The organism is Chryseobacterium sp. Marseille-Q3244 (genome assembly GCF_940807095.1).
Lineage (GTDB): Bacteria > Bacteroidota > Bacteroidia > Flavobacteriales > Weeksellaceae > Chryseobacterium.
Genome location: NZ_CALNWX010000017.1, coordinates 1 through 18,107 on the forward strand (window position 1 = coordinate 1; position 18,107 = coordinate 18,107).

Sequence of the window (18,107 nt, forward strand, 5' to 3'; positions counted from 1 at the left end):
GTCTTTAAATGGACTATAAGTATCCTCCAAAAGCTCTTCTTTTTTGATATAAATTTTCTGTTGTAAAGAAAGTTCACCTTTTTCCACTTTATGAATAACAGCTAAAGCTACAGGAAATTTGAAGGTGTTTCTATATTTTATCATATATGGCTGAACAAAGAAATAGGATATTGGTTTTAGACGGTTTAAGAGGGCTTGCTATTTTGTTGGTCTTTCTTTTCCATGGATACTATATTTGGGAAAAAAATTATCCTTTTGGAGGTTTGTATAAAGATAATATCCTGGTAAAATATGGAGATCTTGGAGTACAGCTGTTTTTTCTGATTTCCGGGTTTGTTATTCTGATGTCTATGGAAAAAACACCCGGGTTTATCCAGTTTATTAAAAACAGATGGGTGAGACTTTTTCCAAGTATGCTGATCTGTTCAGTGATTATCTATATTACTGCGGGGTTCTTTTCTGAAAGACCTTTGGGAATTCCGGAGCTTAAATCTCTGCTTCCAGGAATTTTATTCGTAGATGAGGGGCTGCTTGAACGTGTTTTTAAAACAGACTTTCCCGTTTTAGAATCATCATTTTGGTCTTTATATATTGAAGTGAAATTTTATGTGATTTTTGGTGCGCTTTATTATCTGTTTAAAAGAAATCTGGCATTGTTGGGGATCTTTATCATTTATTTGGTGGCCGTATCCTATCAGATCCTGGAATTCCATCATTTGCTTCCTTTAGAATTGTTGAAGTTTAAGGCTTACATTGGGAATTTTGTATATTTTGGATGGTTTGTCTCAGGGGCATTAATCTATATTTACTATAAAGAACGGGATAAGCGATATCTGTATGCATTTGTTATAGCCACAATATGTGCCATGTTTTATATGTACAGGCTTCAGGATATGACGAGAAATTTATATCTTATGATGCTGGTTCTTATTTTTGTAGGGGCATTATTCTGGGATAAAATGGAACGTTTCTTTTCTATGAGACTATTCACATTTATTGGTTTTGTAAGTTATCCTGTTTATCTATTGCATGAAAATATGATGATCTCATGGATGGTAAAGATTGATGAACATATTCCTGTTCCCTACTGGCTTCTGCCCATTATTTCTTTTTCGCTTGTTATTCCTATAGCATATCTTGTAGCAAAATATCTTGAACCTCCAATTCAGAAAAAATTAAAAGTTTTGCTTAAAAATATAAAATAAAAAAACGGTATTACTATCGTTTTTTTTATAGATATATTTCTATAATGTGTTGCTGTTAAATTTGTTATGATCTAATACTGTTTTTCATATATTTGTGATAAATAATTCCCAACCTGTGCAAGGTTTGAACTAAAAAACAAATACACCATGATGAACAAAAATAGGAGTGAAATCACTCATATCTTCCTTTCTTCTTATACCCGATATCATCTTTTCGGGATACAATAGTCAAGTTTTAACACATTTATTCAAACAACAACGTTTATGAAAGCAAAATTTATTTCTAAAATTTTGGCAACAGCATTCTGCGTGGTGTCAACTCATGCTTTTTCGCGGGAATTTTCGCCCCCGGAAACTTATGAAAAGCCTGATGTTCTCAGGTTTAACAGTCTTGTCGCTCCATTTACTTATGATCTGGATCCGCTTATTATGATCAATCAGAACGTCAATCAGAAAGGGTTGGTGGTAATGAGTGGAAAACTTACAAAACCTTTTACCAGCGACCATATAAAACTTTCGGTAAAGTATAAGGATGCGCAAGGTAATTGGGTTACCGGATGGTGTAAAACCCTGTATTCGTATAACCAGTACAATGAAATTCTTACGGTTCGTTTTGAACTTCCTGCTTCTGCTCAAAGTTCTTATCATGTAAAAGTAGAATTGAGTTCAGATACGAATCTCAGCAATTTTAATAGTGTGGTATGGGATAAGAGTATAAGTCATTATAAACTTAATGATTATGTTGCTGCCAACTGTGACCTGGATGAGAATGAATATACCATGCTTTTAACTCCCAAAAAAGAAGGATCATTGCTTACCAACAGCAGTGGAAAAGTGATTGGAGTAAAAGACAGGGTGACTTCCACTTATTCCTGGAATAAGCTGAGCAATGTTTTGATGGATAATAAAAAAGACGATGTCGTGTTTGCGCCAACTCAGCCATCAGATCTGATAACAGATGCAAATGGGAGCAAATCTGTAAAATTGGTTAATACAGGAGCTGTCAGTGATACCTTAGGAGCTACTTCCGAATTTATTTACAATGAAGCAGCAGGGCACCCCATTCCTTACCTGTATAGCTATGATGACCCTGTATATATGTTTGCCGGTAAATTTTCAGCGAACGGGTTCTTTGTGAAATTCAGCCAATGGCCGGGAGAGCCTAATGGCCCAGGGTATTTTAATTGGAAAAATCCAAACTTTATAGAAAGCAGATACTTTAATATGTATAACAAGACATGGAAAAGTTTATCTGAATTTATTCCGGATCAGGAACCGGTTGTGATTGTATCAAGTCTTACGACCGGATTAAGAATCTATAAAAGTGATGGAACTTATATAGACCTTACTCCAAGCAGTACAAGTAATTATGGAGCTCCTTATTTCGGATATACAAACAACGTGGCGAGAAGAGGTCCCGGATCTGAAAACCTTATTATTTCCAATACCTCAGAAATGACTTTATATGGTGTGGGTGCGCTAAGGAATGATGTTAATACTTCATACCAGCCCAAAAGGTCTATGCAGGATGTTGAAAAAGAAGTATTCAAATTCATTAAATATACTGGCGTTTTTGGTTCAACTACCGCTTATGATGATACTTCAGAATGTTCGCAAGGATGTTTTACGGTTAATGCGGATGCTGTCTCAGATTATAGTGTAGCAGACTGGACCAAAGCTCCCAATAGTTATATTTTTACAGGAAAAGATAAAACAGGAAATGCTGTGGACGGTCTTTATATTCCTATTAAAAAAGCTTTCGCCATGTGGCAGAAGGATAAATATATAGGTGGATCTAATATTCCTGCAGGAACATTAACTGCAGATGTTTTATGGGAAGATGCTCATGGATTGATTAAATCAGGAACTAATTATAGCCTTGAAATGATGGGTTCAGGAGAAGATGCCAAGATAAAAGTTCCTGTTAACAAAGCTAAAAAAGGAAATGCCGTTATTGCATTAAAAGTGGGCGGGGAAGTGTATTGGTCATGGCATATCTGGGTGACAGATGATCCTACGAATGGTTCCACTTATAAAAGCTTTGCCGGGCTCAAAAGACAAAAGAAAGATGGAACGGTGGAATTGATTCCGGATTCGGATTGGGGCTGGATGGATAGAAACTTAGGAGCGATGAGTAATTCTTTAACTTCAGGAAACTGGAATAAAAATGGAGGATTGCTTTATCAATGGGGAAGAAAAGATCCTATTCCTCCTTTGACAGCTAAAGGAAATGACTCTTATGAAGTATCAGGTTCTATAGGAAGAGTAAGACATAGAAATGCTCAGTATACGACAAATTCAGTTAAAATTGATGCCCTTAGAAAATTTGTTCCATTGGCGAATGCAAATGTGAGAAATAATCTTTCTCTTGCTGTTAAAAATCCTTTAAGCCTTATCTATGTCGGGAATAACAGTGCTGATATTGCTTATTATGACAGTGGAAAGACACTCATGCTAAACTGGTTTGGGAAATCACCTGATTTTGGAAGCAATCGTCTTTCTGAATTGAATTTATGGTCTGATAATTCAGAAGGGAAGTATAGAGATAATTATCTGGATGATAATGATGCACAGCCCTACAAAAATAAATCTTCTTATGATCCATGTCCTAATGGTTGGCGGGTTCCTTCTGTGTTAGTGGCCAATGCAGGATCAAAGACTTATATTGATGATATAAGAATTGACTTTTCTCCTTTAGGGGTAAAAACTAATATGGGTAAGAATACTTTCGAGGCCAATACGTATCAGATCATCAAACCTACGGATGCAGGAGCGCCTAACTTTATGAAAGGATTTAAACTGTACACTAACGTAGGATATGATCTTTCCAATGTGGGTGGATTTAATATGGGTAAATTTCCAGGTACCGGACAATTGCTTATCAACAGACATGAAGGTCAGTATACAGATCAGCATCATACCGCTTTATGGACAGCAACTATGACCAGACATTTCGATGCCTCCCCATCCATAGTAGCCAGAGCATTATTTATGGTTCCTGACAAAGAGCAGCCTGATATTCCGGATTCAAATTACCCGAATATTAACGGAAGATATTTCTATCAGCCCTTATCTATGGGAGAAACTTCAGGTGCTAATGGTTGCAGATGTATCAAGGATCCTTTATATGTAGTGAACGATTATGATTTCCCTACAGATTTCTTTGCAGAAGGACAATATATGGAAGGATTAGATAATCCGAACACCTATACAATAGTAAAATCTACTGCTGAATCTACTCTTGAAATTCCAATCAGTAAAGCTTTTTCAGCTCAGAGTCAATTGCTGAATAATCCTGATATTTTAAATGCAACAAGCTTTGATAATTTAAAAACAAATGTTCTATGGACAACGGATACAGGTCTCATTAAGCAGGTTTCCGTAGATCAGCCGGGTTCTATATCTGCAATCAGCAGCTCAAAGATAAAAGTAACCATTAATCCAAACAAAAGCGGGAATGCTGTCGTTACTCTACACAACGGAAGTATCACCAACCCGGTATATTGGAGCTGGCATATCTGGGTGACCAATACAGCTATTACATCTAATCGCTATATAACAGATCAGCCGGATGCTAACGCCGTGAACTATATAAACTTTGCCAAAAGAAGTGAAGTTTTGGATACTGAAATCATGGATAGAAATTTAGGGGCGGTAGAAGTATTTCCGACCATTAATGGAGATAACTTAAACCCTGAGACAGCATTGCCGGGCTCTCCGGAACAAATTATGCTATCTGGCGGACTTCATTATCAGTGGGGAAGAAAAGACCCTATTCCAACCTATAGAACGGCATCAGATATCGATTATGGTCAATATCGTTATAAAACAGATGCTGTAAAATACTGGACAGGAACTACTGCTGCAAACGGGACCATTACTTATGCCCCTTTAATTGAATCAAATTATAATACCAATTATATTAGACCCTATGCTACTTATAGTAATTCTGCCAATGCGAATGTTGTAGCTACAGATAAACCTTCTGAAAAAATAGCAAAAGTACTATCATACTCAGTGAAAAATCCATTGGCCTTTATGGTACCAAGTACATTAGATGCTACCGGAAAAGGTTCAGACTGGCTGGCTTCAGAGCCTAATTTAGCTGCCGACCGCTGGGGAAGAGGTGATAAAAAATCTCCTTTTGATCCTTGTCCGGAAGGATGGAGAATCCCGGATTTAACAACCGTTTCGGTAATTGCTGTCCCTTCAAATCCTGTAGCACAGGAAGATTTTGGTCTTAGCCCTTGGTATAGAAAAGGATATAGAGCTGCAAGTTCATATAGAATCATTACAGACAATTTTGGAGTTCAGGTGAGAGTTGGAAAGAGAAGAATTGCAGGGTTTATGTTCCCAAATAATGATTACATGATTGGTAACTATGCCATATTTACAGGAATGAGAGGATACAGAAGTGTTACCACAAATACAACACCTAATTTTGCTTCTTCTGAAGGAGATAGCAATGGAAGTCTGTACACCGGTTTCTGGACATCAGGCTTAAGTTCCAATTTCAATGGCAGACCCATTAACCTGCTTCTCAAAAAGTATGACAGTGGAGTTCCTCAAAATTTTATTCAGGCATTTCATGATAATAATGACCCTTATTTCGGAGCAAGCTGCCGTTGTGTAAAAGTAAAAACTGATGGAACAAATGAAGCCGGACCAATACCAAGATTGCAGGTAACTACAGTTTCTACGGCCAGAGCCACAAACATTTTGGCAAAAAAAGCTGTTGAAGAACAGATCGTTCAGAATAAACTTGAAGTATTCCCTAATCCGGTAAAGAGTATATTATACATTAAGGGAAATGATAAAGTCAAAGAATATCATTACCAAATTTATAATATGTCTGGACAATTGGTGAAATCAGGAAAATTTGAAAACGAAAAAACAGACCTTTCTGTTTTAACCACAGGAATTTATCTTATAAGGATTAATAATTCTGAAAATGTAGTGAAGATCATTAAGGAATAAATAATCTGTTCCATAAGACTGTAACCGGGAGATTTTTCTTCCGGTTTTTTTGTGCCCTTATTACATCCCGAATCCAGAGTGTTGGATAACTTTTCTATTGATTATTAAAATGTTAAGAGTATTACTTTTGTTCTTTTTGGTGTATTTTTTGATTCTTTTTGTTTAATTGTTATTAATAAAATGATTATGTTGAATTATTTGTTTAATAATTAATTTAATTGATTGTAATTGGCGTATTATGTGGCTTTTTTATATCAAAAGTATAGGGGTGTACTTGTGTTTATATAAAAATCATTGACATGAAAAAATCAGTATTAAAAAAATGGAGGGCAATCATTTGCCTGGTATTGGTATGTATCTGTTTTATCAGGGGTATGGCGTTGGAAGAACGAGCGGTTTCAATAGAAAAGCTTACAAAAACAGATCAGGATACAATAATTAAACCTTCAGCTGAAAAAAGGATTCAAACTAAGGTCAGGAATTCAAATCCCGATAAAAAAATTTTTAATGACGAAAGAGACTGGACGAAAGCTCCCAATAGCTATCTCTTTGATCCCGCTCAAAATAACGAAGGTTTATATATTCCTGTTAAAAAGGCGTACGCGATGTGGCAGCAGGATAAAATTCTTGGAGCCTCGGGAATCCCTGCAGGACAAGCTACGGCAGATGTTCTTTGGGAAGATAATCCGGGATTGATAAAATCGGGAACAGACTATCTTTTGGAAATACAAGGCTCCGGAGAAAATGCTAAAATAAAAGTTCCCATTAATAAATCCAAAGAAGGAAATGCAGTAGTTACCTTAAAGATCAATGGAGAAGTTTTTTGGTCATGGCATATTTGGGTTACGGATACTCCTGAAAATGGATCTACTTATAAGAGTTTTACAGGAGTCTCAAGACAAAGAAACAACGGAACTGTAGAATTGATTCCCGACTCAGAATGGAGGTGGATGGATCGAAATTTGGGTGCAGTCGGAAGTTCGATTACTGCAACGGAATGGACTAAAAATGGAGGATTGTTATATCAATGGGGGAGAAAAGATCCCATTCCTCCTTTGGCTTTAAAAGGAGACGATTTTTATGAGGTTTCAGGATCAATAGGGCGGGTACGTCACAGAGGGGCTAAAAATTTTACCGGAGCCGTAAAAATTGATGATCTTAGAAAGTTTGTTCTGCTTTCCAATGCTGAGGTAAGCAATAATGTAAAGCTTTCCATTAAGAATCCGATAAGCCTTATTTACGTTAATAAAGATGATAATTCAGGACCGGCTTACTATAATAACAATACTGCCTTAATGGTGAACTGGTTTGGGAAATCTGCTTCAATTCCGGATGCACAGCTTTCAGAATTAAACTTATGGTCAGACAACGCTCAGGGAAAGGTGGATGCAAACTATAACGATGACAGCAGTGCAAAACCTTATCAGGACAAATCTTCCTATGATCCATGTCCGAATGGATGGCGAATTCCTTCTATGTTGGTTGCTAATTTAGCCTCTCAAACCTATATAGATGATATAAGAATAGACTTTTCACCATTTGGAGTAAGAACAAATATGGGGAAAAATACTTTTGAAGCCAATAAATATCAGGTGATAAAACCAACGGATGCAAACACTCCAAACTATATGAAAGGCTTTAAATTATATGCTAATACGGGCTTTGATTTATCCAATGTGAATGGCTTTAATATGGGGCTTTTTCCTGGAACGGGCCAATTAGCGCTCACTGTTCATCAAGGGCAATATACAGATCAGCACCATACCGGTTTGTGGACCGCAACTATGGCTAAACATTTTGATAATACTCCTGTTGTGGGAGCCCGGGCGCTGTTTATGGTTCCGGATAAAGGCCAGCCCGATGTTCCGGATGCTGCTTTTCCGAATGTGAAAGGAAGGTATTGGTATATGCCGCTGGCAGCAGGTGAAACTTCGGGAGCAAATGCATGCAGATGTATAAAAGATCCATTGTATGTTGTGGATAGTTACGATTTTCCAACAGAATATTTGCCTGCTGTTGTTGAATTTAAAGAAGGAATTAACAATCCAAATACCTATCAGCTTGTAAAGAATACAACGCCAACTCTCCTTGAAATACCTGTGAGTAAAGCATTTTCTGTTCAAAGTGAAATTTTGAACAATAAAGATATTCTTTCCTTATCAAGTTTCAATAATTTAAAAGCAAACGTTCTTTGGAGTACGAATACGGCTTTGGTCAGTAAAGTAACAATCCCAGGAGGTTCACCAAGCTCATTGGACGGGATTCCAAACACTAAAATTCTAGTTACGATTAATCCTAATCAAAGCGGAAATGCGGTGATTACGTTGCATAACGGAAGTATTACAAGTCCTGTATATTGGAGTTGGCATATTTGGGTAACAGATACTCCCATTGCTTCTAATGCTTATACTACAGAACTACCTAATACAGCTGTAACTAATTATGTAAATTACGTGGATAAAGGTTCATCCCCGTTGCAGACAGAATTTATGGATAGAAATTTAGGAGCTACCGATGCTTTTCCCGTAGTTGCTAATCCATTAACGCCTACTGCAGCTGAACTTTCAAAAATCCGGGCTTCAACTGGAATGCATTATCAATGGGGAAGAAAAGACCCTATTCCTACTTTTCAATATGCAGACAACAGAGCTTCATTTAATATATTTTTGGGAACAGCAGGGGCAGATGGAACAGTAGCTTATACTTCTTTAACAGGAGCAGCCTATAATAATTTGGGCGGAAGCTATATCGTACCATTCAATACTTATACAAATGCTGCCAATGCAAACGTATTACCTAAAGATAAAATAGCAGATAAGATTTCAAAAGTTTTAACCTATTCAGTTAGAAATCCTTTAGTTTATATGATACCAAGTACTTTCGCTGCTTATAACAGTGCAACCCCAAACTTTACCAATGGAACAGATTGGTTGGCAGATGAACCTAATTTAGCGCCAGATCGATGGGGAAGAGGAACAAAGAAATCACCTTTTGATCCATGTCCGGAAGGATGGCGTATCCCGGATCTTACCGGAACTTCTATCACAACGAATCAGGATTTTGGGATTTCACCCTGGTATAAAAAAGATAAGAATGTAGCAACAGCATTGAGTGTGCTTAACGATTATTTAGGGACAAGGGTCAGAAACCCAAGTACCACTTCTACCATCGGATATTCTTTTAATGACCAGTCATACAGCGTGGGAAGTTATCCGAATTCAGGATCCAGAGGCTTTCGAAGTGTCATTGGCAATCAAAGTGCAGCAGGAAGTTTCAATGTGATTAATTTTCAATATCCGGGAATCTGGACGGGAGCTTTGTTGTCAAATTATATAGGAAGATCGATCAATATTCTTTGGGATGCTGCTTCTACAGCGAATCGTATGTTAGCTTTCCATGATAACAATGATCCGTATTTTGGGATGAATTGCAGATGTGTAAAAATGAAATTTGATGCCATTGGGAACGAATTGGGACCCATTCCTAAAGATCAGGTGACGACTTTACCTGCATCAAAGAACGAGATCCCCAAAGAACTAATTACTTTCAATGAAGAACCGTTGAGGTAAAAAATAAAATTTATGGAAGAAACCCTAAAAAACATGCCGGTTCACTATAGGGCCGGCTTTATTGTTTGCTTATATGTGGCAAAAACGAAATTTCATTTCAGTGGACTTGGGAATATTGTTAAAAAAAAGAAATATATGTCTGTAGATAACTGTAAATTCATAATTTTAGCACTTGTAAAATTGTGAAAAATTAGACCGTTTCTTACTCTTATTGTTTCGCAGGTTTTAAAAATACACTATGAGGTTAGAAAAGTTTGTACAACATTTTAATAGTAAGATCTTTATTTATTTTCTTATTGCCATTACGGCAATTTATACCCTAGCATTTACCCTTGTATTTAATCTTAAAGATGACGGATATATTCTGGCAGACTGGCTCATAAATTATGAAGACGGTGGGTTTAAAAGAAGAGGTTTATCCGGGAGTTTCTTTTTTATTCTACAGGATATAACAGGGCTTAGTCTTAATTATATTGTTTACTTTTTTCAATTTATTATTATTTCGCTGTTCTTTTGGTGTTATACAAAACTCATTAGGTATAAAATAACAGATCTGTTGTATCTCTCACTTTTATTGTCGTCCATTGGTTTTGTAGGTCTGCTGAATACTGTAACCTATGTAGGAAAGAAAGAATTTATTGTATTTCTTTTGTTTACTTACTTTGTATACCTTTTAGATAATGATAAGCTTTCAAAATATAAAGAATATCTCTTCTGCATACTGCTTTTTATAAGTACACTTTTGCATGAGGTTACCCTGTTTTATGTCCCTTATTTTGCAATCGCGCTCTATGTGAAAAATGGAAAGCTGGAATTTAAAAGATATATCAAGTTCTTTATGGCGGTAATTATTCCTGCTGCAGCCATTATTGTATTTGGAAAAAATGTGAATGAAGGAATGTCGCTGGAAATACTGAACAGAAGAGGGGTGTATCCAACTTATGGAATCTTTTATTGGGATATTGATGAAAGACAATATATTAAAGAACATCTTAATGAATATCTGCTTTACTTTATCAGTTTAGGGATAAGTGTATTTCATATCGGCTATTATTTAAAATATCTAAAGGGCCGAAAGATTTTATATATTTTATTAATCGGAGCCTTTATCTTTTCATTTCCACTGTTTTATCTGGCTATAGACTGGGGTAGATGGATGTACATTCACATGATGCTGATGATTATCCTTTTTGCCATGATGCTGAAAAAAGGGACCTCTATATATGCTTATGAAGCCGTAATTATTGACCGGAAATTTTATATAACAATAGCTATAATACTGTTATCCTTACTGTATAGAGTAGAAATGTCCGGGATGGGCTTCACGTTCGAAGGAGTATTTTACAGACTGTTTGTTGCCCCTCTGGAATTATTAAATAAAATGTGATTTCAAAAAGTATATAATAAAAAAGCTTTACTTTTGCAAAAAATTTTTTTTAGAATGTCAAAAAATTTAGTAATCGTAGAGTCCCCGGCAAAGGCAAAAACTATTCAGAAATATTTAGGTAAGGATTTTGAAGTGAAATCCAGTTTCGGTCATATCCGGGACTTACCTAAAAAAGGAATGGGAATAGATCTTGCCACCTTTAGTCCTGATTACGAAGTTTCAGCAGACAAGAAGAAATTGGTAACAGAATTAAAGGCTGCAGTAAAGAAAGCAGAAATGGTTTGGCTGGCTTCCGATGAGGACCGCGAAGGAGAAGCTATTGCATGGCACTTAGCAGATGAATTGAAACTGAAGCCCGAAAACAGAAAAAGAATTGTTTTCCACGAGATTACTAAAAATGCCATTCTAAAAGCAATTGAAAATCCAAGGGATATTGATCAGAACTTAGTGAATGCCCAGCAGGCAAGAAGAGTGCTGGACAGAATTGTAGGTTTTGAAATGTCTCCGGTTTTATGGAAGAAAGTAAAACCAGGACTATCAGCAGGAAGAGTGCAGTCGGTAGCCGTAAGATTAATTGTTGAAAGAGAAAAAGAAATCCGTGAATTTATACCCAAAGCAAGTTTTAAACTTGACGGAATTTTCTTAAACAATACAGAGCAGGAAATTGCTGCCAAACTGAAAAAAGACTTCGAAAAAGAAGCTGAGGCTGAAAAATTTCTGGAACAGGCGAAAACTACAGAATTTAAAGTTCTGAATGTTGAAACAAAACCGGGAACACGTTCTGCATCCGCTCCTTTTACCACTTCCACACTACAGCAGGAAGCTTCATCCAGATTGGGGTACAATGTGACCAATACAATGCGTCTGGCTCAGAGATTATACGAAGAAGGATTCATTACCTATATGAGAACAGACTCCGTAAACCTTTCCCAGGAAGCAATTGAAGGGGCTAAGAAACAAATTATCTCAGAATATGGAGCTGAATATTCTTCTCCAAGAAACTATACTACAAAATCAGCTTCTGCACAGGAAGCCCACGAAGCCATCCGTCCTACGGATTTCGGAGTGAAAAGCATTGGAGACGCACAGTTGAATAAACTGTACCAATTGATCTACAGAAGAACACTAGCTTCTCAGATGTCGAATGCTAAAATTGAAAAAACGGTCATCGAGATCGGAAATACTTCATTGCCACACCATTTTGAAGCACAGGGAGAAGTCATTATTTTTGATGGTTTCCTGAAAGCTTACGGGATTGTAAAAACTGAAGAAGATGATGAGGAAAACAATGAAAAACTATTACCAAAAGTAAAAGTTGGTGAAGTGCTAAGCTACAAATCCATTACGGCAACAGAAAAATTCACAAGACCAAGTGCAAGATATACGGAAGCCGGATTAGTCAGAAAGCTTGAAGAATTAGGGATTGGTAGACCCTCTACTTATGCTCCAACGATTCAGACGATTCAGAACAGAGAATATGTAGATAAAAGAGAAATAGAACCGAATACCCGTGAAGTCATCAAAATGTCTTTAGTAAAAGACACAATCAAGAAAGTAGTTCTGGATGAAAAATTTGGTGGCGATAAAAATAAATTCATTCCTACAGATATAGGAGAAGTTGTAAATGACTTCTTGACAGATAACTTTAAAGAAATCCTGGATTATGGTTTCACGGCAAGAGTAGAAGAAAGTTTCGACGAAATTGCAAGCGGAGATCAAAAATGGAAGGAAATGATGACGAATTTCTACTCAAAATTCCACCCGAGAATTGAAGATGTAGAAGAAAATGCAGACCGTGCAACAGGAGACAGGCTTTTAGGAGTTGATCCGAAGACCGGTAAAAATGTTCATGCCAGAATCGGAAGATTTGGGGCGATGATCCAGATCGGAGAAACAGATGATGAAGAAAAGCCAATCTTTGCATCATTAATGTCCGGACAAAATATTGCAACCATTACCTTTGAAGAGGCATTGGAACTATTTAAATTGCCTTTTGAATTAAATGAGTTTGAAGGAAATGCAGTTTCTGTGGGTGTAGGAAGATTCGGACCTTATGTGAAATGGGGAGAAACGTTTATCAGTATTCCAAAAGGTGAAGATCCGCTTTCCATAGATCAAAACCGTGCAGAGGAGATCATCAATGAGAAGAAAAAAGCAGATGCTCCGATTGCCACTTATAAAGGAGAGCCTGTAACCAAGGGATCAGGAAGATTCGGACCATTTATCAAGTACAAAGACATTTTTATCAATGTACCGAAGAAATACAATTTCGATAATCTTTCTCAGGGTGATATCAATGAGCTGATTGATGCTAAACTGGAAAAAGAGGCTAACCGATACATCCAGCAATGGGAAAAAGAAAAAATTTCCCTTGAAAATGGAAGATGGGGACCTTTCATTAAGTTTGGAAAAGCCATGTTCAAAATTCCGAAGAAAAGTGATGATACCAAATATGACGCAGAAGAATTGAAAGAAATTTCTCTGGATGAAGTTAAAAAATGGATCACCGATCAGGATAAAAATGCTTTTGCAGAAAAGAAAAAACCTGCAGCAAAAAAAGCAACAACTGCTAAGAAAACTACAGCTGCTAAAAAACCAGCTGCTAAGAAAAAATAATATTAATTATATAATACAAAGCCGTTAACAAATAGTGTTAGCGGCTTTTTTTGTGAATAAAAGTCCCCACAGGATTTTCAGTTGCTGCGTTTTTTTGTATGTTTGTTAGATCAAGAAATTATTAAACGATTATATTTTTAGGTTAAAATATGGATTTTGAAGACTTTATCATTTCACCAAGAAATTTTAAAACAGAAAGCTGGCAGATCGGAAATCGGATTACAAAAGATATAAAAGAAGATAGTATTGTTCTTTTATTTGTTTCGGATTATAGAGGAGCAGGCGGCGATGCAGAAGTACAGGATTTTACAGCAGTCAGAAAAGAATTTTACAAACTTTCACAGTTGGATTTTGAAATTCCGATTGTGGATTTGGGTGATTTAGTCTCAGGGAAATCTGTTCAGGATACCCATTATATTTTACAGGAAGTTTTATCAGCCTGTCATTATAAAAGAGCACTTCCTGTGATTATCGGCGGCTCCAATGATTTTGCTTTTTCACTGTTCTCAGCATTGAATTTCCACCAGAAAAGCATTAATTATACTCAGATCAGCAACATTATTTCCCTTAAGCAAGGGGAGGAGATTAATGAATATACTTTTTTAGGTAAAATTTTTGGAGCTAAGAATTTTTCCATTAAAAATTATCACCATTTAGGCTATCAGAAACATTTAAATGAAATGGATTCTGTGCGGTTGATTAAAGAAGTGGAGTTTGATATCATCCGTCTAGCAGAAATGATGAACTCAACTGAAAAAACAGAACCTTTCTTCAGAAAAGCAGATCTGGTGACGGTAAATTGTGATGCTATAGAAAGTTTCAGTGATCCATTTTCTATGAATCCACAGGTTAATGGACTGAACAGAAGAGAAATTTGCGCTTACATGAAAGAGATCGGGCTGAGCGAAAACCTGAAAACAGTAGGAATCTTTAATTATAATATCTATTCGGAAAATCAACTGAATCATCAGCTGCTAGCACAAATGCTATGGTATCTGATTGAAGGGTTCAATATCCAGCAGTCCCACCCCAAAGAAAGACAATATGAATTGTTTTATGTTTTAATTGATGACAGGCAATTTGCATTTAAGCGTGATACTTTCAGTAATTTGTGGTATTTTGGTGACGATGAAAATATAGAAAACTGCATTCCCTGTTCAAGAAAGGATTTTGATGATGCTAAAAAAGGCTGGTTGAATGCAAGACTGACGAAATTTTAATGTATGGTGAATGTTCCCCCAAGAATTTCAATTATTGTTCCCGTTTATAATGTCGAAAATTATTTGGCAAAATGCCTCGATTCCCTGGTGAATCAAACCCATCAGAATATTGAGATTCTTGTAGTAGATGATGGAAGTAAAGATCGTTCCGGGGAAATCATTAAAGGTTATGGGGATAAATATTCCGACAAAATAAAAACCTTTACCAAAGAAAATGGAGGATTAAGTGATGCCAGAAACTTTGGGTTGGAAAAAGCAACAGGAGAATATATTGGTTTTGTAGATAGTGATGACTATGTTACGGAAACCATGTTTGAAGAAATGCTTCATCTGGCTGAAAAACATCAGGCAGAAATGGTAATTTGTAATATTCAGAAAGTTGATGAAAATGGGAAGGTAACCCAAAAGCTGACACAAATTCCCAATATGCCGGAAAAAATAAAACTGGAAGAGCATTTCTCTGTTTTTTCAGATATCAGTTATTTTGCCTGCAATAAATTATTCAAAAAAGAGCTTTTTGATCAGAAAAGATTTAAAAAAGGAGTTCATTTTGAAGATATTCAGTTGATTCCACAATTGTTACTGGAATGTGAAACGATTGCGCAGACGCAAGGTTTTCACTATCAATATCTTGAGCGTACGGATTCTATCACTAAAACCCATACGGAAAAAGGACTTGATATATTAAAGGCGGTGCAAGATGTAGAAAATGTATTTGGGAATTCCGGGTATGCTCATAAAAGAAAAGAACTGAAAAACTTCCAGATTTTTGAAGGAGTATATTCTTTTCTGGCCTATCTGGCTTTTGTAAAAGATGAAAAGACGTTTTACAGTATGGCTGAGAAACTGTCTGTTTTCATAAGAGAAAGACAAATAAAAATTCAAGATATATTGAACTATAGTCGTTTTGGTACAAATTATCTTTTATCTTTGCCGGTGAAAAAAAAGATTTTTTATCTGTTATTTTTTGCCGGACAGAAAAAGTTGATAAGAAAATTGATATAAACACAAATGTAAGTACTATTGTTTCGGACAGTAGAACATGATGAAAGCATATATGCATCATCGGTTTAATTGGAGAGATAATGTTACTGGATAAGAAAAGAATGAAAAATTTTGAATTGTTCTTAAGCGGATCAGGGATACCTATTTTCTATGTAAAAATAGGATTAGGTTTCGTGTTTTCCTTTTTAATTACTTTTTTCTCTATACCTACTATTGTAAAGATTTCCAGAAGGAAGAACCTTATGGATGAACCAGGTATCAGAAGCTCGCACCTTAGAAAAATCCCAAATCTTGGGGGAATTGCCATCTTTTATTCCATCGGAATCTGTGCCTCTATTTTTGCATACGAGCTGTTTGACCTCTATAAATTCCTTTTTGCTTCACTGATTATCCTTCTTTATATTGGAGTGATGGATGATATTGTGGTGATGAGAGCGTACAAAAAGCTTGTGGCACAAATTCTTGTATCCTCATTAATTGTCATTGGTTCAGATATCAGAATCAGAAGCTTATTCGGAATATTCGGAGTGTTTGAATTGGGATATTTCGTAAGCGTGCTATTCAGTATTGTTACTTTTATTATTCTGATCAACGCTTTCAACCTTATTGATGGGATTGATGGGTTGGCAGGTGGATATTCCGTGATCTGTAGTGCGCTGTTTGGGATAAGTTATTATAGATTAGGTGAGTATAACTATCCTTTGGTTGTCTTATCGGTAGTAATTATAGGAACGGTTTTGGCATTTTTATATTACAATCTGTCAAATTACAGAACCAATAAAGTGTTTATGGGCGATACAGGATCCATGCTTTTAGGCTTTCTGTTGGCTTTTACTTCTATTTGTTTTATAGATATTTTTATAGATAAAAAGCTTGCCGATGTACCCAGATATCACCTGCAGTCTGCTCCGGTAGTCGCAGTAGCTATTTTGATCTTACCTATTGTGGATACGCTGAACGTAATCTTCGTAAGGCTTTACAATAAAAAATCACCTTTCGATGCTGATAAGAACCACATTCATCACAAACTTCTAAAATTAAATCTTACCCACAGAAGATCTACATTCTATATTATTGTATATTATTTAATGATTGTGGCAATAGCATATTATCTGAGACATATCAATGTGAATCTGTTGTTGTTGGTAATTGTTTCATTAGGTTTTATGGGAGCATATTTACCAGATTTGATATATCGATTGAGAAATAACAAAAATTAACAATTAAATATTACTTTTGTAAACAATATTCAAATATGATGAAGAATTTTAAGTATTTATTTTTAATATTATTACCTTTTTTACTTACCTCGTGTATCACTACAAAGGATGTAAGATATTTACAGCCCAGTGAAAGTCTTGTAATCAATGAAGAAGGTCTTGTTCCCTACAATATTCCTGTCTATAGGATTACCAAAAATGATATGCTTAACCTTAATATTGTGACCACTCCTAAAGGGGATGCAGCGCAATTTTACTCAGCTTACAATACTTCAGGCGGAATTGGAGGCGGAGGTGCAGTCAACAGTGCAGCTACAGCAGGTGGAAGAGCTGGTGGTGCAGGTTCAACTATCGGAGGAAATGTCAATTTCTATTTTAATGGATTAAAAGTGGATATCAACGGAGATATTAATGTCTTTGGGATAGGCTACATTAAAGCAGAAGGAAGAACCCTGGATGATGTTGCAAAGGAAATACAGACTAAAGTAAATGAGAACTTTCAGGAAGGAAAATCCGAAGTAAGATTAAATACAGACGGAATTACCTATTACATACTTGGCGATGTGGAAACTACAGGCCTTTCCGGAGAAAAAGTAGCGCATAAAACTACGCTTACAATTACTGAGGCATTAGCAATCAATGGTGGACTAAACAGAACAATTGATAAAAAAGAAATTGTTATCCACAGAAAACTTCCGGAAGGAATCAAAATTGCTAAAATAGACCTTACCCGTGAAGATCTGATGAACTCTCCTTACTATTATGTACAGAATGGTGACGAAATTTATCTTAATACCAGAAGAAAAAGCTTGAACGGATTCGGTAAAGATCCTATCCAGACGCTGCTTACTGGTGTAACGGCTATTACAACTGCATTAACTCTATACACAATCCTACAAAGACTTTAA

At 36.1% G+C, this 18,107-nt stretch carries 10 protein-coding genes; 9 read left to right on the top strand and 1 reads right to left on the bottom strand.

Annotated elements, in window-relative coordinates:
• A partial coding sequence (locus tag NBX25_RS24945) for a serine hydrolase (protein ID WP_250255334.1) occupies nt 1-144 on the bottom strand: 144 nt, incomplete at its 3' end.
• Between the two features lie 2 nt (nt 145-146).
• On the opposite strand from NBX25_RS24945, the gene NBX25_RS20965 reads away from it, so the two are divergent.
• From NBX25_RS20965 to NBX25_RS21005, 9 genes are all read left to right on the top strand, one after another.
• Complete coding sequence (locus NBX25_RS20965) at nt 147-1,205, top strand: acyltransferase family protein (RefSeq protein ID WP_250255286.1); 1,059 nt, start codon at nt 147-149, stop codon at nt 1,203-1,205.
• A gap of 264 nt (nt 1,206-1,469) precedes the next feature.
• Nucleotides 1,470-6,182 carry a T9SS type A sorting domain-containing protein gene (locus NBX25_RS20970; protein ID WP_250255287.1) on the top strand — a complete coding sequence of 1,571 codons (4,713 nt, stop codon included), beginning with the start codon at nt 1,470-1,472 and terminating at the stop codon, nt 6,180-6,182.
• Nucleotides 6,183-6,481: 299 nt separating this feature from the next.
• Complete coding sequence (locus NBX25_RS20975; RefSeq protein WP_250255288.1) at nt 6,482-9,751, top strand: hypothetical protein; 3,270 nt, start codon at nt 6,482-6,484, stop codon at nt 9,749-9,751.
• 238 nt (nt 9,752-9,989) lie between these two features.
• Nucleotides 9,990-11,138, top strand: coding sequence for a hypothetical protein (locus NBX25_RS20980; RefSeq protein ID WP_250255289.1), 1,149 nt, complete (start codon nt 9,990-9,992; stop codon nt 11,136-11,138).
• A gap of 54 nt (nt 11,139-11,192) precedes the next feature.
• The gene (topA, locus tag NBX25_RS20985) at nt 11,193-13,754 is read left to right on the top strand and encodes a type I DNA topoisomerase (protein WP_250255290.1); all 2,562 of its coding nucleotides are present in this window, start codon (nt 11,193-11,195) and stop codon (nt 13,752-13,754) included.
• 149 nt (nt 13,755-13,903) lie between these two features.
• Nucleotides 13,904-14,974, top strand: coding sequence for a formimidoylglutamase (locus NBX25_RS20990; protein WP_123909812.1), 1,071 nt, complete (start codon nt 13,904-13,906; stop codon nt 14,972-14,974).
• A 3-nt stretch (nt 14,975-14,977) separates the two neighbouring features.
• Entirely contained in the window at nt 14,978-15,979 is a 1,002-nt protein-coding gene (locus NBX25_RS20995; protein WP_250255291.1) for a glycosyltransferase family 2 protein, read from the top strand.
• Between the two features lie 101 nt (nt 15,980-16,080).
• Entirely contained in the window at nt 16,081-17,199 is a 1,119-nt protein-coding gene (locus NBX25_RS21000; RefSeq protein ID WP_123909814.1) for a glycosyltransferase family 4 protein, read from the top strand.
• A 35-nt stretch (nt 17,200-17,234) separates the two neighbouring features.
• Nucleotides 17,235-18,107: a polysaccharide biosynthesis/export family protein gene (locus NBX25_RS21005; RefSeq protein ID WP_250255292.1), complete on the top strand. Its 873-nt coding sequence runs from the start codon at nt 17,235-17,237 to the stop codon at nt 18,105-18,107.